This is a genomic window from Mycobacterium sp. E3251, assembly GCF_001666835.1.
Classification (GTDB): domain Bacteria; phylum Actinomycetota; class Actinomycetes; order Mycobacteriales; family Mycobacteriaceae; genus Mycobacterium.
Genome location: NZ_LZJF01000060.1, coordinates 63239 through 84606, shown reverse-complemented (window position 1 = coordinate 84606; position 21368 = coordinate 63239). Strand labels below are relative to the sequence as shown.

The following is a 21368-nucleotide window of genomic DNA, read 5'->3' as shown; positions in this document are numbered from 1 at the left end:
CCCGCGCCAACATCGCCGCCTCGGTGCGGGCCATCATCGACGGATACGGGCTCGGTCCCAGGGACGCCACGGTGGCGGTGATGCCGCTCTACCACGGCCACGGGCTACTCGCCGCGCTGCTGGGGACCCTGGTGTCCGGGGGAGCGGTGTTGCTTCCCGCGCGGGGACGGTTCTCGGCGCACACCTTCTGGGACGACATCGGCGCCGTGCGCGCCACCTGGTACACGGCAGTCCCGACGATTCACCAGATCCTGTTGGAGCGGGCCGAAACCGACCGACCGGGCGACGCCGCGTTGCGGTTCATCCGCAGCTGCAGTGCCCCCCTCACCGCCGAAACGGCGCAGGCCCTGCAGGACACGTTCTCGGCCCCGGTGGTGTGCGCCTTCGGCATGACCGAAGCGACCCACCAGGTCGCCACAACAGAAATCGGCCACACCGAAAACCCGGCTGCTACACCGGGTCTCGTCGGCCGCTCGACCGGGCCGGAAATCAGGATCGTCGGGCCCGACGGCCGGCCCGCGCCCACGGGGGAGGTCGGTGAGGTCTGGCTGCACGGTCCCACCGTGGTCCGGGGCTACCTCGGCGACCCGGCAATCACCGCAGCCAATTTCACCGACGGATGGCTGCGCACCGGCGACCTGGGAACGCTGTCGGCGACGGACGAGCTGATCATCCGCGGCCGCATCAAGGAGCTCATCAACCGGGGCGGAGAGAAGATCTCCCCGGAACGCGTCGAGGGCGTCCTGGGCAGCCACCCCGGGGTGCTGGAGGTGGCGGTCTTCGGGATTCCCGACAAGCTGTACGGCGAGACGGTGGCAGCGGTGATCGTTCCCCGCGGAGCCGCCGCACCGACCGCGGACGAACTCGCCGCGTTCGCCCGCGACCGGCTGGCCCCTTTCGAGGTGCCGGGCAGCTTCCGGCAGGCGACCGAGCTGCCGCACACCGCCAAAGGGTCACTGGATCGCCGTGCCGTGGCCCAGCGGTTCGGTGCGTGACGAATCAGACCGTGGCCTTCACCCGGCTGGCCGCGGTTTCCGGCATCGGTTCGTAGCGGGCGAAGGCCCGGGTGAACGACGCCGCGCCGTGGGCCAGTGAGCGCAAGTCGATGGCGTAGCGCGTCAATTCCACCTGCGGCACCTCGGCTTTGACCAGTGTGCGCTCGTGGCCGGCGGTCTCGGTACCGAGCACGCGACCGCGGCGGCCCGACAGGTCGCCCATCACCGCGCCCACGAAATCGTCGGGCACCAGGACCGAGATCTCGTCAATGGGCTCGAGCAGGCTCACCTTGGTCGCCGCGGCCGCCTCGCGCAGTGCCAGGGAGCCCGCCATCTGGAACGCGAAATCCGAGGAGTCGACGCTGTGCGCCTTGCCGTCGAGCAGCGTGACGCGGATGTCGACCACCGGGTAGCCGGCGTGCACACCCTTCTCCATCTGTGCGCGCACGCCCTTCTCCACGCTCGGGATGAATTGCCGCGGCACCGCCCCGCCGACCACCCTGTCGAGGAATTCGAAGCCGGAGCCCTCGGGCAGCGGCTCCACTTCGATATCGCACACCGCGTATTGACCGTGCCCGCCGGACTGCTTGACGTGGCGGCCGTGGCCTTTTGCTTTGCCGCCGAACGTTTCTCGCAGCGGCACCCGGAGCTCGACGGTGTCGACCGTGACGCCGTACCGGTTGGCCAGCGCGTCGAGGACGACACCGGCGTGGGCCTCGCCCATGCACCACAACACGATCTGGTGGGTTTCCTGGTTCTGCTCGATGCGCAGCGTCGGGTCTTCGGCGGCCAGCCGTCCCAGCCCGACCGACAGCTTGTCCTCGTCGGTCTTGGCGTGCGCCTGGATCGCCACCGGCAGCAGGGGCTCGGGCATCGTCCACGGTTTCAGCACGAGCGGCTCCGCCTTGTCCGAAAGGGTGTCGCCGGTTTCGGCCCGGCTCAGCTTGCCGATCGCGCAAATGTCGCCCGCCACCACGGCCGGTGCGGGGCGCTGCTGCTTGCCGAGCGGAAAGGACAGGACTCCGACGCGCTCGTCTTCGTCGTGGTCGGGGTGCGTGCTGCCGTTCCCGTTGACCGCGCCGAAGAACGACGCAAAATGGCCCGACACATGGACCGTCGTGTCGGGCCTGATGGTCCCGGAGAACACCCGGACCAGGCTGACCCTTCCGACGTAGGGGTCCGACGTCGTCTTCACCACCTCCGCGAGCAGGGGCGCGTCGGCATCGCAGGTCAGCGTCGCGTGCGGGGCGCCCTGCGGCGTAAACACCTCCGGGAGTGGATGTTCCATCGGCGACGGGAATCCGCGCGTGGCGACCTCCAGCAGTTCCAGGGTGCCGACGCCGGTGCTGCTGCATACCGGGATCACCGGGAAGAACGACCCCCGGGCGACGGCCCGCTCCAGGTCCTCGATCAGCACCGCCTCGTCGATGGACTCACCGCCGAGGTAGCGATCCATCAGCGATTCGTCCTCGGATTCCTCGATGATGCCTTCGATGAGGGTGCCGCGCGCCTCCTCGATCCGGTCCGCGTCGGATGGATCGGGCGACTGCATGGTCCGCTTGCCGTCGGCGTATTGGTAGCGGGTCTGCGACAGTAACCCGATCAAGCCTTCGCAAGACGGCAGGCCGGTCGGCAGGTAAAGCGGTGACACCTTGTCCCCGAACGCGTTCTGCGCGGCGGCCAGCGCCTCGGAGTAGTTCGCCCGGGCGTGGTCGAGCTTCGTGATCACCACGGCGCGGGGCATGCCGACCTGATCGCATTCCTGCCACAGCGATTTGGTGGGTTCGTCGACGCCCTCGTTGGCCGCGATCACGAAAAGCGCGCAGTCCGCGGCGCGCAAGCCCGCCCGCAACTCGCCGACGAAATCGGCGTATCCCGGGGTGTCGACCAGATTGATCTTGATGCCGTCGTGCGCCAGGGAGGCGACAGCGACGCCGACGGACCGCTGTTGGCGGATCTCGGCGTCGTCGTAGTCGCATACCGTGCTGCCGTCGGTGACGGAACCCGCTCTGTTCAGCACCCCGCCGGCGACCAACAGCGCCTCGACCAGGGTGGTCTTGCCGCCGCCCGAGGGCCCCACGAGGACGATGTTGCGCACATCGCCGGGACCGTTCGCGGTGGGGGCGGCCGCCGCGCCCTGGGAGGCATTCGCCTTGTCCGCCATGTCCTTCCTCCAGTTCTCCCCGGTGACGTCGCCGGTGGGTGCGCCCAGCGTGGTGTGTCCTAGCTCACAGGGTCTACTGGCAACTTTTCCCCCAACCGCGGCCCAACACAAGGCCACGGGCGGGCCACATTTGCGTCGGTCTGGCGGGGAAGGGAGCGTCGGTCGTCAGGCGTGCCAGCTCGACCAGCGGCGCACCGCGATCGCGATCACCGGCCCGTCCAACGGAACGGATTGATACTGAGGGTATTTGGCGCGCAGTAATCGGTATGCGGCCTCCATCACCGGCCCGTGGGCGTGGACGGTGGCCGCGCCGTCGGCTCGCACCCACCACAGCCGCGTCCAATCGTCGGCGTAAAGGTCGACGAGCAGGCTCACGAGGGGGTTCTCTTCGATGTTGGCCAGCCGCCGCAGCCGCCGCGTGGTCTTGGGTTTCGCGTCGACGGCGGTGTACACCACGTCGGGGGAGTCGTCGGCGACCGCGAACACCACCGGCACCAGGTGGGGGAGGCCTTCCGGCGTGACCGTGGCCAGCCGGGCCACCGGGGATCGGGTGAAGCTGGCCTTGGGGTCGAATTCGCCCACCGTGTCAGCCTAGGCGGATCGGGGCCTTGCCACTGCCATGAATAGCTACCTGCATTACGGTTATATACAGATAATTGTGCCGCCCAGAACCGCACGGCCGGGACAGTTTGGTGTTACCGCGAAGCAGGAAGGGTGTCGGATGAGCAAATCGCACCACCGCTCGGTCTGGTGGTCATGGTTGGTCAGTGTGCTGGCGGTGGTCGGGCTGGGCCTCGGTCTGGGCACCGTGCCGGCGGCCGCGACGCCGTTCACCCGGCCGCTGGCTCCGATCGACGCTGCGGCACTAGTCGGCCAGGTCGGGCCGCAAGTGGTCAACATCAGCACCAAGTTCGGCTACAACAACGCGGTGGGGGCCGGGACCGGCATCGTCATCGACCCCAACGGGGTCGTGCTGACCAACAATCACGTGATCTCCGGCGCTACGGACATCAGCGCGTTCGACGTCGGCAACGGGCAGACCTACGCCGTGGACGTGGTCGGCTACGACCGCAGCCAGGACGTCGCGGTGCTGCAACTCCGCGGGGCCGCCGGGCTGCCGACCGCCGCGATCGGCGGCGGGGTCACGGTGGGCCAGCCGGTCGTGGCGATGGGCAACGCGGGCGGCCAGGGCGGAACGCCCAGCGCCGTGGCCGGCAAAGTCGTCGCGCTCAACCAAAGCGTGTCGGCGACCGACACCCTGACCGGCGCCAACGAATCACTGGGCGGGCTGATCCAGGCCGACACGCCGATCAGGCCCGGTGACTCCGGTGGACCGATGGTCAACAACGACGGGCAGGTCGTCGGCGTGAACACCGCCGCCACCGACAACTACAAGATGTCGGGCGGACAGGGCTTTGCCATCCCGATCGGCCACGCGATGGGCGTGGCCGGACAGATCAGGTCGGGCGCCGGCTCGAACACCGTGCACATCGGCCCGACCGCGTTCCTCGGGCTGGGTGTGACCGACAGCAACGGCAACGGCGCGCGCGTCGAGCGCGTGGTCACCAGCGGCCCCGCGGCGGCGGCCGGGATCTCCCCCGGCGACGTCATCACCGGGGTTGACAACGTCGCGATCACCGGGGCCACGTCGATGACCGAGGTGCTCGTTCCGCACCACCCCGGCGACAACATCACGGTGCGCTATCGCTCGGCCGGGGGTGGCGACCGCACCACAAACGTGACGCTGGCGGACGGACCGCCGGCCTGATTCCCATGTCGACGAAGCTCGGCGGGTGGCCAATTCTCTTGGCGCCGGGCGTGTTTCGTCACATGTCAGTAGGCGTGATTCCGAATGTCGCGCCTCGGGTACCCGTGGCATCGTGGATTTGATGAACGACGCAAGAGAAGCTGTCGAGCACCATCCCGCAGGGGGCAGTCACGTCCAGGGCGGTGTCGTCGAGCACCCCGAGTCCGATGACTTCGACAACGCCGCCGCGCTGCCCACCGACCCGACGTGGTTCAAGCACGCCGTTTTCTACGAGGTGCTGGTGCGGGCATTCTTCGACGCCAACGCGGACGGGTCGGGCGACCTGCGGGGGCTCCTGGGGCGCCTGGACTACCTGCAGTGGCTGGGCATCGACTGCATCTGGCTGCCGCCGTTCTACGACTCGCCGCTGCGCGACGGCGGTTACGACATCAGGGACTTCTACAAGGTGCTGCCCGAGTTCGGCACGGTCGAGGATTTCGTCGCGCTGCTGAACGCTGCGCACGAGCGGGGCATCCGGGTCATCACCGATCTGGTCATGAACCACACCTCGGATTCGCACCCCTGGTTCCAGGAGTCGCGGCACGACCCGGACGGCCCGTACGGCGACTTCTACGTGTGGAGCGACACCAGCGAGAAGTACACCGACGCCCGAATCATCTTCGTCGACACCGAGGAGTCCAATTGGACCTTCGACCCGGTGCGCAAACAGTTCTATTGGCACCGGTTCTTCTCGCACCAGCCGGACCTGAACTACGAAAACCCGGCCGTGCAGGAAGCCATGATCGACGTGCTGCGCTTCTGGCTCGGCCTGGGTATCGACGGGTTCCGCCTGGACGCGGTGCCCTACCTGTTCGAACGGGAGGGCACCAACTGCGAGAACCTGCCCGAGACGCACGCCTTCCTCAAGCGTGTCCGTAAGGTCATCGACGACGAGTTCCCGGGCCGCGTGCTGCTGGCCGAGGCCAACCAGTGGCCGGCCGATGTGGTCGAGTACTTCGGCGACACCAGCACCGGCGGCGACGAATGCCACATGGCGTTCCACTTCCCGCTGATGCCGCGCATCTTCATGGCGGTCCGCCGGGAGTCGCGCATTCCGATCTCGGAGATCCTGGCGCAGACGCCGGAAATTCCCGACATGGCGCAATGGGGGATCTTCCTGCGCAACCACGACGAGTTGACGCTGGAGATGGTCACGGACGAGGAACGTGACTACATGTACTCCGAGTACGCCAAGGATCCCCGGATGAAGGCGAACGTAGGGATCCGGCGCCGGCTGGCACCGCTGCTCGACAACGACCGCAACCAGATCGAGCTGTTCACCGCGCTGCTCCTGTCGCTGCCCGGATCGCCGGTGCTGTACTACGGCGACGAGATCGGCATGGGGGACGTCATCTGGCTGGGTGATCGCGACGGTGTGCGCACCCCGATGCAGTGGACGCCGGACCGCAACGCCGGGTTCTCCAAGGCCAACCCGGGCCGGCTCTACCTGCCGGCCAGCCAGGACTCGGTCTATGGCTATCAGGCCGTCAACGTCGAGGCCCAACGCGACACGTCCACGTCGCTGCTGAACTTCACCCGCGTGATGTTGGCGGTGCGGCGTCGCCACGAGGCCTTCGCGATCGGCACATTCGAGGAGCTCGGTGGCTCCAACCCGTCGGTGCTGGCGTTCGTGCGCCAGGCGCCCGACGGGGGCGACACGGTGTTGTGCGTCAATAACCTGTCGCGGTTCCCTCAGCCGATCGAATTGAATCTGCAGCACTGGAGCGGTTGCACACCGGTGGAACTGACCGGGCACGTCGAATTTCCGCGGATCGGGCACCTGCCCTACCTGCTGACGTTGCCTGGGCACGGGTTCTACTGGTTCCAGCTGACCGCATGTGAGGATGAAGAGGAGCGGCGCACATGACTGAGCCAGCCAAATTGCCCTGGTCGGACTGGCTCCCACAGCAGCGGTGGTACGCCGGGCGCAATCGAGAACTGACCTCCGCCGAGGCCGCCGTGGTCGTCCCGCTGCGGGAGGACCTCGACCTGGTGCTGGTCGACGCCCAGTACGCCGACGGCTCGTCCGAGCGTTACCAGGTGGTCGTGCGGTGGGATACCGCGCCGGTCTCCGAGTACAGCACCGTGGCCACCATCGGCGCCGCCGGTGACCGCACCGGATTCGACGGCCTGTACGACACCGAGGCGCCGCAGTTTCTGCTGTCGCTGATCGATTCGTCGGACGTTCGGGCCGCGTCGGGCACCGAAGTGAGGTTCGACAAGGAACCCGACGCGGTGCTGCCGCTGGAGGCGATGCCGCATGTGTCCGACGCCGAACAGAGCAATACCAGCGTGATCTTCGACCGGGAAGCGATCTTCAAGGCGTTCCGTCGCGTCAGCAGCGGCATCAACCCGGACATCGAACTGAACCGGGTGCTGGCCCGCGCGGGTAATCCGCACGTGGCCCGGCTGCTCGGCACCTACGAGATGGCCGCCCCGGACGGGACGGCCGATGAAGCCTGGCCGCTCGGCATGGTGACCGAGTTCGCGTCCAACGCGGCCGAAGGGTGGGCGATGGCCACCGCCAGCGTTCGCGACCTGTTCGCGGAAGGTGACCTGTATGCCCACGAAGTCGGCGGTGACTTTGCCGGCGAATCCTGCCGGCTCGGCGAGGCCGTGGCGTCCGTGCACGCCACGCTGGCCGAGTCCCTCGGAACGGCGCAGTCGGCCTTCCCGGTCGACACCGTGCTAGGACGGCTGTCGTCGACCGTGGCGAAGGTGCCCGAGCTGCAGGAGTACGCGGCAACCATCGAGGAGCGATTCGCCAAGCTCGCGGACCAGACGATCACCGTCCAGCGGGTACACGGCGACCTGCACCTCGGGCAGGTGCTGCGCACGCCCGAAAGCTGGCTGCTCATCGACTTCGAGGGCGAACCGGGGCAGCCACTCGATGAGCGCCGGGCGCCGGATTCACCGTTGCGCGACGTGGCGGGCGTGCTGCGGTCCTTCGAATACGCCGCGTACGGGCCCCTGGTGGACCAGGCGGCCGACAAGCAACTGGCCGCCCGCGCCCGGGAGTGGGTCGAACGCAACCGGACCGCTTTCTGCGAGGGTTACGCCGCCGCGTCGGGCACCGACCCCCGCGATTCGGCCGAGCTGCTGGCCGCTTACGAGCTCGACAAGGCCGTGTACGAGGCCGGATACGAGGCGCGACACCGGCCCGGCTGGCTGCCGATCCCGCTGCGCTCCATCGCCCGGCTCACCGGCTCGTAGGTGCGAGATAGGAGTTCGCTATGCGTGCCCTGCGGGGGCGGCGAGCTTCTGACAGCATGTCAGCGTGGCGAGCGAAACCTTCAATAGCGAAGCGCGGTTGTCGTGGGTGCTGGCGGTGTTGGCCGGTGTGGTCGGCGCGATCTCCTTCACCCACTCCGCGGGCTATTTCGTGGTTTTCATCACCGGCAACGCCCAACGTGCCGTGCTCGGGTACTTCACCGGGCAAGGCTGGCTAGCCGCAAGCGCGGGGCTGCTCATTGCGGCGTTCGTCGTCGGCGTGATCGTTGCGTCACTGTGCCGGCGATTTTTCTGGGTGGACCATCCGCACGGCCCGACGGTGCTGACCACCTTCAGTCTGGCGGCCGCCACCGTGGTCGACGTCCTTGATGAGGGCTGGGAAGAGAATCTCGTCGATTTCTTGCCGATGATGCTGCTGGCGTTCGGCACCGGGGCGTTGAACACCTCTTTTGTCAAAGATGGTGAGGTTTCGGTGCCGTTGAGCTATGTGACCGGCACGACCGTCAAGATGGGCCAGGGCATCGAGCGTCACATCGCTGGTGGTGGAAGCGTCTCGGACTGGCTCGGTTACTTCCTGCTGTTGGCCAGCTTTGTCGTGGGCGCGGCGGTGGGCGGCTTCATCAGCGTGGTCGTCAACGGGACCTGGATGCTGGTGATGGCCACGTCCCTTTGTGCGGTAACGACCGGGTACACCTACTTTCACCAGGACCGGCGCGCTCTGTTGATGCAACGGTCCGACAAAAAGCATCGGCAGTAGCGCTGACCGGTGCGCTACTGCCGATGCTGGTCGGGGGTCAGGCGGCTGGCTGTGCCGGCTGCGCCGGTTGCGCCGGCTGGGCCGTGGTGTTGCTGGCCAGCAGCACCTGCTGGATGTCGGGCTTCATCGCGAGCAATTGCTGGTTCCAGTAGGGCCACGAGTGCGTCCCGTTGGCCGGGAAGTTGAACGTCCCGTTGCGTCCGCCCGCGGCCGCGTAGGTGTTCTGGAACTGCTGGTTGGTGCGCAGCGTGAGGCCTTCCAGGAACTTGGCCGGCATGTTGTCGCCGCCGAGGTCGCTGGGGGTCCCGTTGCCGCAGTAGACCCAGATCCGGGTGTTGTTGGCGACCAGCCGCGGAATCTGCAGCATCGGGTCGTTGCGCTTCCACGCCGGGTCAGTGGACGGTCCCCACATGCTGTTGGCGTTGTAGCCACCCGAGTCGTTCATCGCCAGCCCGATCAGCGTCGGCCACCAGCCCTCGGACGGGTTGAGGAAGCCCGAAAGCGAAGCGGCGTAAGGGAATTGCTGCGGGTAGTACGCGGCCAGGATCAGGGCGGAGCCGCCCGACATCGACAGGCCCACCGCGGCGTTGCCGGCCGGGGAGATCTGCTTGTTGGCCTGCAGCCACAGCGGCATCTCCTGGGTCAGGAACGTCTCCCACTTGTAGGTGTAGTTCTGACCGTTGCCCGACGACGGCTGGTACCAGTTGGTGTAGAAGCTGGACTGCCCGCCGACCGGCATCACCACCGACAGGCCGGATTGGTAGAACTCCTCGAAGGCGGGGGTGTTGATGTCCCAGCCGTTGTAGTCGTCCTGGGCCCGCAGGCCGTCGAGCAGGTACACCGCGTGCGGTCCGCCGCCCTCGAACTGAACCTTGATGTTGCGGCCCATCGACGGTGACGGCACCTCCAGGTACTCCACCGGCAGCCCCGGCTTCGAGAACGCCCCCGCGGTGGCCGCGCCGCCTGCGGCGGTGACGAGGCCGGACACCAGGGCAGCCCCCACAGCCGCGACCGCCAGCTGGCGCGGCATGGTCGCCGCGGCGCCACGCAACTTCCGCAACTCTTCGAAGAACTTCATAGCTCTCTACCCATCCCAACTTTCATCTGCCATGTGCGGCGGTCGAATCTGTTCGCTGGGCAGTGAAACACGTGGGGAGGGCTCGATTCGCCTGTCACGGCCGGAGCTTCACATCGCGGTTGGCTAACGATTGGGAGTCAGGCCGGAATCGTCACCGTTGGATAACGATTGGCTATCGGAACCGAACGCCGACCTTCCCAACGGGCGGCACATCGGCTAGCGCCGGACGCCTTCCCTAGGCGACGAGTCGGCGCAATAACGTTGACGCCGCGGCGATTCCGAGCACCGCGGCAACCACCAGCACGACGAGGTCCACCGCGTTGAATGGCGTGCCGATGAGCAGCCCCCGTAGGGCGTTGACCTCGTAGCTGAGCGGGTTGACCCTGCTCAGCACGTGCAGCCACCTCGGCATCACGTCGACCGGGTACAACGCGTTGGAGGCGAAGAACAGCGGCATCGTGATCGCCTGGCCGATTCCCATCAGGCGATCGCGATTACGCACCAGGCCGGCCAGCGTCATCGACAGGCAGGCGAAGAACGCGGCACCGAGCATGACGACGGCCATCGCCGCCAGAATCCGCAGCGGGTTGGCCGTCAGGCCGACATTCATCAGATACGCCAACGCCATCACGCCGACCACCTGAGCAACCGAGCGCACCCCGGCCGCAAACGCCTTGCCGGTGATCAGCGCCGACGCGGGTGCCGGCGTCACCATCAGCTTGGCCAGGACGCCCGCGTCTCGATCCCAAATGATCTGTATCCCATAGAAGATCGAGATGAACAGCGCCGACTGGGCGATGATCCCGGGCGCCAGGAAGGCTAGGTAGGACACCGATCCGGTCTGGATGACGTGCAGGTGGCTGAAGGTGGTGCCGAAAATCAGCAGCCACAGCGCCGGCTGCACCATCCGGGTGACGAGCTCGGTCCTGTCGTGCTGCAGCTTCTGCAGTTCGACGATCGCGAACGCGCCGATGCGGCTCGACACGGCACCGACCCGTTGCCAACCGCGCGGCGCGCGGACCAGGGTGCCCGGCATGGCACTATCAACCGACACGGCGCGCAACCTTTCTGGCAGAACGGATTTCACGGAACGGTTCGGCCGGCTCGTCCGCCAAGTCCGAGGCGGCATAGTGGCGGAACACGTCCTCGAGGGTCGCGCGGGGCGACACCGTCGACTTCAACTTGGCGGGCGTGCCCACCGCCCGCAACTCACCCTGGTGCATCAGTGCGACGCGATCGCACAACGCGTCGGCCTCTTCCATGTAGTGGGTGGTCAGCAGCACGGTCATCCCGAACTGCGCCTGCATCTTCTGCACCTGTGTCCAGACGCCGTCGCGCGCAATCGGGTCCAGCCCGACGGTCGGTTCGTCGAGAACCAGCAGCGACGGGCGGTTCACGAGCGCCTGCGCCACCTCGAGTCGGCGGACCATGCCGCCGGAATAGGCGGAGGCCAGCCGGTCGGCAACGTCAAGCAGGTCCATGGCGTCCAGCGCCTGCCCGACCCGATCGGAGCGCGCGGCCCGGGGCACACCGTAGAGCCGCGCGAACCATTCGACATTCTGCCGGCCGGTCAATGCGGGCTCGATCGAGAGTTGTTGCGGCACATAGCCGATGTTGCTGCGAATGTCGGTGGTTTGGCGGCGGGCGTCCAACCCGAAGATGCGCAGTTCACCCTGCTGCACCGGCGCCAGCGTGGTGAGCATCCGGACCATGGTCGTCTTCCCGGCCCCGTTGGGACCGAGCAGGCCCATGGTTTCACCCGGCCGCACCTGCAACGTCACGTCGTTGACGGCGGTGAACTGGCCGTACCGATAGGTCAGGCCTTTGGCATCGATCGCCATCGGCAGTGCTGCGCTCATGGCCGTCGCTCCTGCAGTGTCTGGGTCATCATCTCAATGACCTCCAATCCTCTTGTCAAAGACTCGATTTGGTCGTCGTCGAGTTCGGCGAGCACCTCGGCCAGCACCGCTCGACGCGCTGCCCGGGACGTGTCGACGATCTGCTGGGCGGGCTCGGCGAGGTGTAGCCGGCCGACCCGGCGGTCCGTGTCCCCGACGGTGCGCATCAGCAACCCGCCGGATACCAGCTTGGAGACCAGGGTGGAAGCGGTGTTGGGCGCCAGGCCGAGTTCGGCGGCGGCGGCGTTGACCGAAATACCCGGCCGCCTGCCCACCAGCCACAGCAGCTCGGACTGCGACTCGGTCAGCCGCGACGAATCGAAGCCGCGGCCGGCTGACCGCCGGAGTTGCCGACGGAATCTGCCGACGACGCGAAACACCTCGGTGACCACGTCGGTACTTGACTTCACCTTGCCCATAATACCTCTGTAGCCGAGCTATCTATGTGTGGAGGCTGTGCAGCAGGTAAGTACCCGTTACTTCGTAAGGCGATGCAGGACCACGTCGGCGAGGGTCCCGTCGGCGACGTCGGCGGTCATGTAGGTGCAGAACGGCTGGCGGCGCCGATCCGTCGGCGAGCCCGGATTGAGCAGGCGCAGGCCGGTGTCGGAGCGGGTGTCCCAGGGGATGTGGCTGTGCCCGAACACCAGGACCTGGGTGCCCGGATACAACCGCGACATCCGGGCCTCGCGGCCCGTCGCCGCACCGGTCTCGTGCACGACCGTGAATCGCACACCCGCCAGCGTCACGTCCGCCCGTTCCGGCAGCCTCGCCCGCAGGGCCGGCCCGTCGTTGTTGCCCCAGCAGGCCACCAGCCGCGCCGACCTGGTTTCGAGTTCGTCGAGCAGCGCGGGCGCCACCCAATCACCGGCGTGCACGACCACGTCGGCCGCGTCCACCTCATCCCAAACCCGTGGGGGCAGGTCGCGGGCGCGCTTGGGGACGTGGGTATCGGATATCAGCAGCAGCCGCACAACCCCATCTTGCCGTCCCTGGTCGTTACCTCGCCGTGGACGCCATCGCTTTTTCGGGCTTGGTGATTGGCGCGTCGGCTTCCTCGCCGAGAAGAAGCGAACGAACGAGGCGGCGGGGCCCGAAGGGCCGCAGCATTTCGCTGGCGGGGCGGGGCCGCACCCGCATCGGCCACCAGAACCAACGCCCCAGCAGTGCCGCGATCGACGGCGTCATCAGCGAGCGCACGATCAACGTGTCGAACAGCAGCCCGAGACCGATCGTGCTGCCGGCCTGGCCGATCGAGCGCAGGTCGCTGGCGACCATCGACATCATGGTGAAGGCGAAGACCAGACCCGCGGAGGTGACCACGCCACCCGTCCCGCCCATCGAGCGGATGATGCCGGTCTTCAGTCCGGCGCCGATCTCCTCCTGGAACCGGGAAACCAGCAGCAGGTTGTAGTCGGATCCGACCGCCAGCAGAATGATCAGGCCGAATACCGGTGCGATCCAGTTCAATTCGAGGCCCAACAGGTGTTGCCACACCAACACCGACAGCCCGAAGGCGGCACCCAGCGAGAGCAGCACCGTGCCGACGATCACCAGGGATGCGACCAGGGCACGCGTGATGATCAGCATCACGACGAAGATCAGCGTCAGCGCCGCGAGCCCCACGATCAGCAGGTCGTAGTGGGAGCCCGACTGGATGTCACGGTAGATGGCCGCCGTGCCCGCGAGATAGAACTTGGCGCCCGTCAGCGTCGTACCCTTCACCGCTTGATGCGCGGCGGCCAGTTCCGGCATGACCGCCGAAATGCCCGCCGGCGTTGCCGGGTCCGCGTCGTGGGTGATGATGAAGCGCGCGGCCTTGCCGTCCGGCGACAGGAACAGCTTCAGGCCACGCTGAAAGTCGGGATTCTGGAACGCTTCCGGGGGCAGGTAGAAGTAGTCGCCGCTGCGGGACGCGTCGAATGCCTGACCCATCGCGCTGGCCGTGTCGGTCATCTGCGCCATTTGGGTGACCAGACCGGAGAAGCTGCTGTGCATCGTGAGCAGAGTGCCCTGCATCGACTGGGCGACGGCGATGATCGGCGGGAACTCGGCGAGCATCTGGGGCAATATCGCGTCGACGTTGTTCACGTCATTGATCAGCGTGCGCATGTTCTCGCTGAACTTGTCCACACCATCGATCGCCTCGAACACCGACCTCGCGGCCCAGCACACGGGGATGTTGAAACAGTGCTGTTCCCAATACAGATAGCCGCGGAACGGGCGGGCGAAATCGTCGAAATCCGCAAGGTGGTCACGCATCTCGTCCAGCGTGGCCTGCATCTCGTGCATGTCGCCGACCATGTGATGCGTCGCGCCGCTCATCTGCCCGACCAGGTCCTGCATCCGCCGCATCGAGACGATCATGGCGCCGAGGTCGTCGCTCATCTTGAGCATGTCGTCGGTGCGGTCCCGCATGAATTGCAGGTTCTGCTGGATCGGGATCGACTGGGCGCTGATCTGGAACGGTATGGAGGTGTGTTCGATCGGGCCGCCCAATGGCCGGGTGATGCTCTGCACCATCGCGATTCCGGGTGCGCGAAAGATGTCTTTGGCTAGCCTGTCGAGGATGATCATGTCGCCGCCGTTCCGCATGTCGTGATCGCTTTCGATCATGAGGATGTCGGGATTCATTGTGGCGGCGCTGAAATGGCGCTCCGCGGCCGCGTAGCCGACGCTCGACGGGAGACCGTGGGGTATGTAGAAGCGGTCGTTGTAGCTGACCTTCATGCTGGGCATGATGAGGATCCCGACGATCGCGATGACGAGCGACGCCGCGAAGACGGGGCCGGGCCAGCGCACGGTGGCGGTGCCGACCCGCCGCCAACCGCGCGTCTTGATCATCCGTCTCGGGTCGAGCAAGCCGAACCGGGTGGCCACCGCGACGACGGCTGGGGCCGCGGTCATCGCTCCGGCCACGACGACGAGCAGGCCCAAGGCGGACGGGATGCCCAGCGCCCGAAAGTACGACAGGCGCGCCAGGTGAAGGCAGAACGTGGCGCCTGCGATCGTCAACCCCGAGCCCAGGATGATGTGCGAGGTCCCGCGAAACATGGTGTAGTAGGCGGTTTCTCGGTCTTGACCGGCCTGACGCGCCTCCTGGTAGCGGCCGATGAGGAAGATCGCGTAGTCCGTGCCCGCCGCGATGGCCAACGAGGACAGCATCGCAACGACGAACGTCGAGAATCCCAACAGCTCGTTGTTTCCAAGCAGCGCGACGAGCCCCCGCGCCGTGCCCATTTCGAAACCGACCATGACCAGGACCAGAAGGACGGTGCTGACCGAACGATAGGCGATGAACAGCATGATCATGATGACCACACCGGTGACGCCCATCATCTTGAACATGCTCTTGTCGGCGGCCTCGTTCATGTCCGTGGTCAAGGGGGCCGGACCGGTGACGTAGACCCTGAGTCCCTTGGGGGGCTCTGACTTGTCGACGATCTTCCGCACCGCGTCGACTGACTGGTTGCCCAGGGTGCTGCCCTGGTTGCCGGCCAGGTTGAGTTGGACGTAGGCGGCCTTGCCGTCGCGGCTCTGGACACCGGCGGCGGTGAGCGGATCGCCCCAGACGTTCTGGACGTGCTGCACGTGCTTGGGGTCGGCCTGCAGCTTGTTCACCAAGCCGTCGTAATAGCGGTGCGCCTCGTCGCCGAGCGGTCTGTCGCTCTCCAGGACGATCATCGCGATGCTGTCGGAGTCGGACTCGTGGAAGGTCGCGCCGATGCGCTTGGCGGCGATCATCGCCGGAGCGTCCTGGGGCGACATGGTCACCGCGTGGTTCCGCGCGACCGACTCGATCGGCGGCACGAGCACGTTCAGGGCGACGGTGAGTAGTAGCCAGCCGATGATGATGGGCCAGGCGAACTTGCGGACGAACCGCATGAATTTCGGACGGGCTTCGGTTTCGGTGTTCATGCGGCCTTCACCAGACAGGAAGTTTGGGCGTGGCGCCCGGCCGAGGAGCGCTGGTCCTTGACCACGCCGTTGACGGTGATGCGGCATCCGATGTCGTCGCTGTTGCCCTGTGCCACCAGGCTGGCGATCACGGCCGGCACCGTTGTGGTCACCGTGAAGGTCCACGGCAGAGCGGTGAAGTTCGCCTGTTCCGGCCGCGCGTTGTTGTCTAGGTAGCTCACGGTTCCCGTTGTGTCACTTGGGCCGTAGACCTCGTAGGTCACCTGCTTGATGTGCGAGGCTTCGAGTGGTTCGGCGCTGCGGCCCGTCGCGGTGAAGATCGCGTCGGAGCCGAAGACGCCGCGGAGCCGCTCGACGGCGATGCCACCGAGAGCGACTGCCGTCACGACGACCAGCGGCACCCACGCCCGTCTGAGAAACGTGGACACTGCCGTTTCCTTCCCTCGTGACCTGGTCGTTCTGGTACGGAGTCTCAGCCCGCGTCGCCGCGGCGAATAGGGCCGTTTGGCCCGCAGTTGAGGGCCAGCGGGCACACGCCGCACGTGATCGCGTGACTGGTACCCGCGAGTCGCGACTTGAACCCAGCGCAATTAGTACCATACCCGGTGGGGTATCGGCCAACGCGCCATGTATACCCCCGAGGGTATGGTATGAAGGAGTCATGGCTAACGAAGTTCACGACCCCGGCGACATGGATGCCGTCCTGGCCCGACTGCGTCGCGCGCACGGTCAGCTCGGGGGCGTCATCGCGATGATCGAGCAGGGCCGCAGTTGTAAGGACGTCGTCACCCAACTGGCCGCGGTGTCGCGGGCACTGGATCGCGCCGGCTTCAAGATCATTGCCTCGGGGCTGCGCGACTGCATCGCCCGACCGGAGGGTAGTCCCACCGACGGGCCGGCCGTGTCGATCGATGAGCTGGAGAAGCTGTTCCTGAGCCTGGCCTGACGGCCGGCCTTGACGAGAGGGGAAGACCAATGGAACCGACGAGGGTGACCCTGTGGTTGGACCCGGTGTGCCCGTTTTCGTGGAACACCGCACGATGGTTGCGCGCCGTCGCCGAGAAGACCGGCATTGCCGTCGATTGGCAACTGATGAATCTGGCGGTGCTCAACGAGGGACGAGAACTGCCGCCACCTCAGCAGGCCCGCATGCGCGACTCGCAACACGTAGGCCGGCTGATGGCCGCTATAGCGCGCGAAAAGGGCGCCCCCGGGTGGGCCGACGCGTACTTCGCCTTCGGTGAGCGGTACTTCGACCGCTCCGAACCGCTCGACGACGATCTGGTCGCCCACGTTTTGGCCACTGTGGGCGCGCGCGACACCACCGCCGCGGCAATCGGGGATGAATCCCTAGACGGACTCGTGCGGCAAGCGCACCGGGCGGGACAGGATGCGCTCGGGGAAACCGGGGGCAGTCCGATTTTGCGCATCGACGGGCACGCGTTCTTCGGTCCGGTCCTCACGGCGTTACCCGACCCGGCAGCCTCGATCGCACTCTTCGACGCGGTCACGACTTTGGCCGCGACTGCCGAATTCAGCCAGCTGCAGCGCCCGCGCGCCGCGGGTTAGTTGTGACCGCGCCGGGCGCGAATCGCCCTAGCGCCGAATGAAATTCCGGGTAGATCGAAACACCGAGGAGGAAGAAATGACATCAGGATTGAGCGCCACATTGCACACCTCGTTTGAGGACGCGGTGGAACAGACCACTAAGGCTCTGGCCGAACAGGGCTTCGGAGTGCTGACCACTATCGACGTCAAGGCCACCCTGAAGAACAAGCTCGGGGAGGACATGGAGGACTATGTGATCCTGGGTGCCTGTAACCCGGTGTTGGCGCATCGCGCGCTGGGCATTCACCGCCAGATCGGCCAATTATTGCCGTGCAACGTCGTGGTGCGAACCGACCCCGCCGAAAACGACGCGGTTCTGGTCGAAGCCATGGATCCCCAACTCATGGTCCGGGTGACAGGCGAGCAGGGCGCCCTGCAGGAGGTTGCGGATCAGGCCACCACCAAATTGCAGGCCGCGATCGGCGCACTCCGGTAACCGGTCCGCGGAGGGGTCGGGAGTCAGCCCTGCTGGCTCCGCGCTTCGGCACCCGATTCCCCGGCATCGAAAGAATCGTCCGAGCCGGCCGCTCCTACGTACGAGCCGTCGGCCTCGCCGGCCGCGGCGCGTGACCGTGACTCGTGAGCCTCCGGTTCGACGTCGGACTCCGTCTTGTGGCCCTTCGGCTCTCCCATTTGCTTCCTTCCGGTGCGGGTCTTGACTTCCGACGGGGTTCCCAGTGCATGCGCCGCCAAACCAGCGTGCACTGCGCTGTCGACTTCCCGCAGGATCGGTCAAGCCTCGCCCAAGGCGTCGCCGAATCCGCGGACGACGCGGTTGTGTTGGCTTTCTGCCAGCGCCTGGCCGGCGCCGAGCACCAGGGCCATGGGCCACTCGAGGATCTGAAGCGCCGCGAGTGCGGCCAATCCACCATAGAAGGCGAGATGGTCGGGGTGCGGCACCCGCACCTGCCCGATGATCGGAACGTTCAGACGCGTGAATGCGGCTTCACGGATTCGTTCCGAGGGCCGCCGGGACGTCCAGTCGTCTTCCGCGGCGGTGACGCGCGTTCGTGACCCATGCGCCTCCGATTCGATCGCGCGCTTCTTGCGTTCGGTCATGCCGTTCCCCTTCGGGTTGTTGCGTGTGCACACAGGGCTTCCCCGGGCGATCACCGTGAAACGAATTCCGGTTCTCGCGGCAGACTCGACGGGCCGAACGGCGATGCCGGATGCCCCCGGCGCTATCCTTAGCGCCCGGAGTCAAGGAGAAACCTCAATGCGCACCTTCGAATCAGTAGCCGAACTCGCGGCGGCAGCCGGCGAAACCATCGGCCACAGCGACTGGGTGACCATCACCCAGGAAGACGTCAACCTGTTCGCCGACGCGACCGGCGATCACCAGTGGATCCACGTCGATCCGGAACGCGCCGCCGCCGGTCCTTTCGGCGGGACGATCGCCCACGGTTTCATGACCCTGGCCCTGTTGCCGCGCCTGCAGCACCAGATCTACGCGGTCAACGGCATCAAGCTCGCAATCAACTACGGTCTCAACAAGGTTCGCTTCCCCGCCCCGGTGCCCGTCGGCTCCCGTGTGCGCGCGCAGACGTCGCTGGTCAGCGTTGACGACGTCGGAAACGGTGCCGTGCAGGCGACCATGTCCACCACCGTCGAGATCGAGGGCGCGCCGAAGCCGGCGTGTGTGGCCGAGAGCATCGTCCGCTACGTCTCGTGAGCCACTGCCGCGAGACATAAACCACGGCGGCGCTTTACGGCGTGTCGGCGCTGAGGTTTATGTGTCGTGACGCTGCCGGGGAGAGCCGGGTCAGAACTCCGCGACGGAATGCTCGAGCCGCTCGGCCAGTCGCGCCTGGGCTTCCGCGCGCCGGGTGGGTATGTGCGCGGACGGGAATGGCGTTGTCACCGGCTGATATTCGCGCAAGGTGCGGCGTGCCACCGTCATCTTGTGCAGTTCGGTGGCGCCATCGGCGATGCCCAGCGACTCGGCCGCCACCATCATCTTGACGAACGGCATCTCGTCGGAAACGCCCAGCGCGCCGTGCAGGTGCATGGCCCGCTGCACGACGTCATGCAGCACCTGGGGCATGGCCACCTTGACCGCCGCGATGTCGCGACGCACCTTCTGGTAGTCGTGGTGCTTGTCGATCAGCCACGCCGTGCGCAGCACCAGCAGCCGGAACTGCTCGATCTGTATCCAGCTGTCCGCGATCTTCTCCTGGGTCATCTGAAAATCGGAGAGTCGCCCGTGTCGCGTCTTTCGGGACACGGCGCGCTCGCACATCATGTCAAAGGCGCTGCGCGCCAACGCGATTGTGCGCATCGCATGATGGATGCGCCCACCCCCAAGCCGGGTCTGCGCGATCATGAACGCCTGACCCTCGCCGCCCAGCACATGGTCGGCCGGAACGCGCACGTCGATGTAGCGGACATACCCGTGGCTGGCGCGCGCCGACGACTCGGCTCCCACGCCCACGTTGCGGACGATCTCGATGCCCGGTGTCTCGGCCGGGACGATGAACAGAGACATCTTGTCGTACGTGCGCGACTCGGGGTTGGTCACGGCCATGACGATGAAGAACGAGGCGTGCTTGGCGTTGGTGGAGAACCACTTCTCCCCGTTGATGACCCAGTGGTCGCCGTCGCGGGTGGCGGCGGTGACGAATTGTCCGGGATCGGAACCGCCCTGCGGCTCGGTCATCGAGTAGCACGAGGTGATCTCGCCGTCGAGCAACGGTTGCAGGTAGCGGCCCTTTTGGTCGTCGGTGCCGAACATCGCGAGAATCTCGGCGTTGCCGGAATCCGGCGCCTGGCAGCCGAACACCGACGGCGCCCAGCGGGAACGGCCGAGGATCTCGTTGAGCAGCGCGAGCTTGACCTGGCCGAAGCCCTGGCCGCCGAGCTCCGGCCGCAGATGCGCGGCCCACAGCCCCTGATCCTTCACCTGCTGCTGTAACGGCCGCAGGATCGCCATCATTTCGGCGTTCTTCTTGTCATAGGGATCGAGCGCGACCAGATCGAGCGGCTCGAGCTCGTCGACCATGAACTTTTCGACCCAGTCGAGCTTTGCCTGATATTCCGGGTCTGTTTCGAAATCCCACACGGTGGCCACCCGTTCCCCGGCGCAGCGCCGCGCCGGCCTCGTCGATGAAGCCACCCCATCGTAGATGGCGGCGGCGGGAATCAGTCCGCGTTGCGGGTATCGATGACGCGCTGCGCGATGTCGATGAGCTTGACCTGACTTTCTTGAGACAGGCGGCGCAGCAGGTCGAATGCGCGCAGCTCGTCCACGCCATAACGCTCCATGATGATGCCCTTGGCCTGGCCGATGCGGTCGCGCGTAGACAGGGCCGATTGCATCTGCTGCCCGTGGCGGCTCGCCATGATCGCCGACGCCGCGTGTGCGGCGAAGACGGTGCCGATGGTTTCGGCCTCGGTGTCCCACACGTCGGCCCGGTAGCTGAACAGGTTCAGCGCCCCCGCCGTGCGCTCGGCGGTATACAGCTTGAACGACAGGCTGCTCAGCACGCCGCGTTCCACGGCAGCCGGCGCGTAACTCGGCCAGCGGGGTTCGTTGCGGAGGTCATCGGTCCGCACGATCGTCTGCTTCAGGGCGGCGTCGTGACAGGGGCCCTCATTGAAGTCGTGCTGCAGCTTGTCGAGCTCCGCGGCCAGACTGTGGGTGTCCGCGAACGACTCGAAGTCCTCGCCCCCCTTGATCAGCAGCACTCCCGCGACGTCCGCCGCCGGTATCAGCTCCACCGCGGCGGTGGTCACGTCGGTGAGAACCTGGTCGAGCGAGCGCGGGGCGGCGGTGTCGCGGGCCAGCTCGGCCATCCGCATCGCCAGCTCATGCCGGGAACTCGGGTCCGATAGGTCCATAACCGGGATTGTCCACGATGTGCCTCCCGCCGCCTCACGCGGGCGCCTTCCGGCAGACCCCTTGCAGGCGCCTGC

22 protein-coding genes are annotated in these 21368 nt (G+C 66.7%); 9 read left to right on the top strand and 13 right to left on the bottom strand.

Features of this window, described 5'->3' with window-relative positions; translation table 11 throughout:
• Positions 1-995: AMP-binding protein (locus A5697_RS08545; RefSeq protein ID WP_156673212.1), on the top strand; the 995-nt coding region annotated here is incomplete at its 5' end.
• Positions 996-999: 4 nt separating this feature from the next.
• Here the strand turns inward: A5697_RS08545 and A5697_RS08540 are convergent.
• Positions 1000-3159: an elongation factor G-like protein EF-G2 gene (locus A5697_RS08540; protein ID WP_068009660.1), complete on the bottom strand. Its 2160-nt coding sequence runs from the start codon at positions 3157-3159 to the stop codon at positions 1000-1002.
• 165 nt (positions 3160-3324) lie between these two features.
• Entirely contained in the window at positions 3325-3741 is a 417-nt protein-coding gene (locus A5697_RS08535; protein ID WP_067946900.1) for a TIGR03668 family PPOX class F420-dependent oxidoreductase, read from the bottom strand.
• A gap of 139 nt (positions 3742-3880) precedes the next feature.
• Here A5697_RS08535 and A5697_RS08530 point away from each other — a divergent pair, with 139 nt between their 5' ends.
• The 4 genes from A5697_RS08530 (at position 3881) to A5697_RS08515 (ending at position 8954) form a co-directional block, all read left to right on the top strand.
• On the top strand, positions 3881-4927 hold the full coding sequence (locus A5697_RS08530) for a S1C family serine protease (RefSeq protein ID WP_067946898.1): 1047 nt from the start codon (positions 3881-3883) through the stop codon (positions 4925-4927).
• A 121-nt stretch (positions 4928-5048) separates the two neighbouring features.
• Entirely contained in the window at positions 5049-6833 is a 1785-nt protein-coding gene (gene treS / locus A5697_RS08525; protein WP_067946973.1) for a maltose alpha-D-glucosyltransferase, read from the top strand.
• Positions 6830-8179, top strand: a complete 1350-nt coding sequence (locus A5697_RS08520; protein WP_068009658.1) for a phosphotransferase — start codon at positions 6830-6832, stop codon at positions 8177-8179. The genes treS and A5697_RS08520 overlap by 4 nt, the downstream gene beginning before the upstream one ends.
• 64 nt (positions 8180-8243) lie before the next feature.
• The gene (locus tag A5697_RS08515) at positions 8244-8954 is read left to right on the top strand and encodes a YoaK family protein (protein ID WP_067946894.1); all 711 of its coding nucleotides are present in this window, start codon (positions 8244-8246) and stop codon (positions 8952-8954) included.
• Between the two features lie 37 nt (positions 8955-8991).
• On the opposite strand, the gene ag85C is transcribed toward A5697_RS08515, so the two are convergent.
• From ag85C to A5697_RS08480, 7 genes are all read right to left on the bottom strand, one after another.
• Positions 8992-10032 (bottom strand): diacylglycerol acyltransferase/mycolyltransferase Ag85C, encoded by a 1041-nt coding sequence (gene ag85C, locus A5697_RS08510; protein ID WP_067946892.1) that lies wholly within the window; start codon positions 10030-10032, stop codon positions 8992-8994.
• Between the two features lie 235 nt (positions 10033-10267).
• Positions 10268-11086: an ABC transporter permease gene (locus tag A5697_RS08505; RefSeq protein ID WP_067946971.1), complete on the bottom strand. Its 819-nt coding sequence runs from the start codon at positions 11084-11086 to the stop codon at positions 10268-10270.
• Entirely contained in the window at positions 11076-11891 is an 816-nt protein-coding gene (locus tag A5697_RS08500; protein WP_067946890.1) for an ATP-binding cassette domain-containing protein, read from the bottom strand. Before A5697_RS08500 ends, A5697_RS08505 begins: the two co-directional genes overlap by 11 nt.
• Positions 11888-12349, bottom strand: a complete 462-nt coding sequence (locus tag A5697_RS08495) for a MarR family winged helix-turn-helix transcriptional regulator (RefSeq protein WP_067946888.1) — start codon at positions 12347-12349, stop codon at positions 11888-11890. Before A5697_RS08495 ends, A5697_RS08500 begins: the two co-directional genes overlap by 4 nt.
• A 57-nt stretch (positions 12350-12406) precedes the next feature.
• Positions 12407-12904, bottom strand: a complete 498-nt coding sequence (locus A5697_RS08490) for a metallophosphoesterase (RefSeq protein ID WP_067946886.1) — start codon at positions 12902-12904, stop codon at positions 12407-12409.
• A gap of 25 nt (positions 12905-12929) precedes the next feature.
• Positions 12930-15848, bottom strand: a complete 2919-nt coding sequence (locus A5697_RS08485; protein ID WP_068009656.1) for an RND family transporter — start codon at positions 15846-15848, stop codon at positions 12930-12932.
• Positions 15845-16276: an MmpS family transport accessory protein gene (locus A5697_RS08480; RefSeq protein WP_068009654.1), complete on the bottom strand. Its 432-nt coding sequence runs from the start codon at positions 16274-16276 to the stop codon at positions 15845-15847. Before A5697_RS08480 ends, A5697_RS08485 begins: the two co-directional genes overlap by 4 nt.
• 233 nt (positions 16277-16509) lie before the next feature.
• Between A5697_RS08480 and A5697_RS08475 the strand changes: the two genes are divergently transcribed.
• The 3 genes from A5697_RS08475 to A5697_RS08465 all read left to right on the top strand — a co-directional run bounded on the left by A5697_RS08475 (position 16510) and on the right by A5697_RS08465 (position 17892).
• The gene (locus tag A5697_RS08475; RefSeq protein WP_067946880.1) at positions 16510-16794 is read left to right on the top strand and encodes a metal-sensitive transcriptional regulator; all 285 of its coding nucleotides are present in this window, start codon (positions 16510-16512) and stop codon (positions 16792-16794) included.
• A 29-nt stretch (positions 16795-16823) separates the two neighbouring features.
• On the top strand, positions 16824-17417 hold the full coding sequence (locus A5697_RS08470) for a DsbA family protein (RefSeq protein WP_067946878.1): 594 nt from the start codon (positions 16824-16826) through the stop codon (positions 17415-17417).
• Positions 17418-17493: 76 nt separating this feature from the next.
• Positions 17494-17892 (top strand): DUF302 domain-containing protein, encoded by a 399-nt coding sequence (locus A5697_RS08465; RefSeq protein WP_067946969.1) that lies wholly within the window; start codon positions 17494-17496, stop codon positions 17890-17892.
• A 23-nt stretch (positions 17893-17915) separates the two neighbouring features.
• Here A5697_RS08465 and A5697_RS28010 read toward each other — a convergent pair whose 3' ends face one another.
• Together A5697_RS28010 and A5697_RS08455 are read right to left on the bottom strand one after the other, a co-directional pair.
• Complete coding sequence (locus A5697_RS28010) at positions 17916-18089, bottom strand: hypothetical protein (protein WP_197500957.1); 174 nt, start codon at positions 18087-18089, stop codon at positions 17916-17918.
• 99 nt (positions 18090-18188) lie between these two features.
• The gene (locus A5697_RS08455; RefSeq protein ID WP_082953299.1) at positions 18189-18515 is read right to left on the bottom strand and encodes a hypothetical protein; all 327 of its coding nucleotides are present in this window, start codon (positions 18513-18515) and stop codon (positions 18189-18191) included.
• 157 nt (positions 18516-18672) lie between these two features.
• Between A5697_RS08455 and A5697_RS08450 the strand changes: the two genes are divergently transcribed.
• Entirely contained in the window at positions 18673-19128 is a 456-nt protein-coding gene (locus A5697_RS08450) for a MaoC family dehydratase (RefSeq protein WP_067946874.1), read from the top strand.
• A 90-nt stretch (positions 19129-19218) separates the two neighbouring features.
• Here A5697_RS08450 and A5697_RS08445 read toward each other — a convergent pair whose 3' ends face one another.
• A complete protein-coding gene (locus A5697_RS08445; RefSeq protein WP_067946964.1) occupies positions 19219-20514 on the bottom strand; it encodes an acyl-CoA dehydrogenase family protein in 1296 nt (431 codons plus the stop codon).
• Between the two features lie 80 nt (positions 20515-20594).
• Positions 20595-21293, bottom strand: a complete 699-nt coding sequence (locus A5697_RS08440) for a GAF and ANTAR domain-containing protein (protein ID WP_068009652.1) — start codon at positions 21291-21293, stop codon at positions 20595-20597.
• Between the last annotated feature and the right edge of the window lie 75 nt (positions 21294-21368).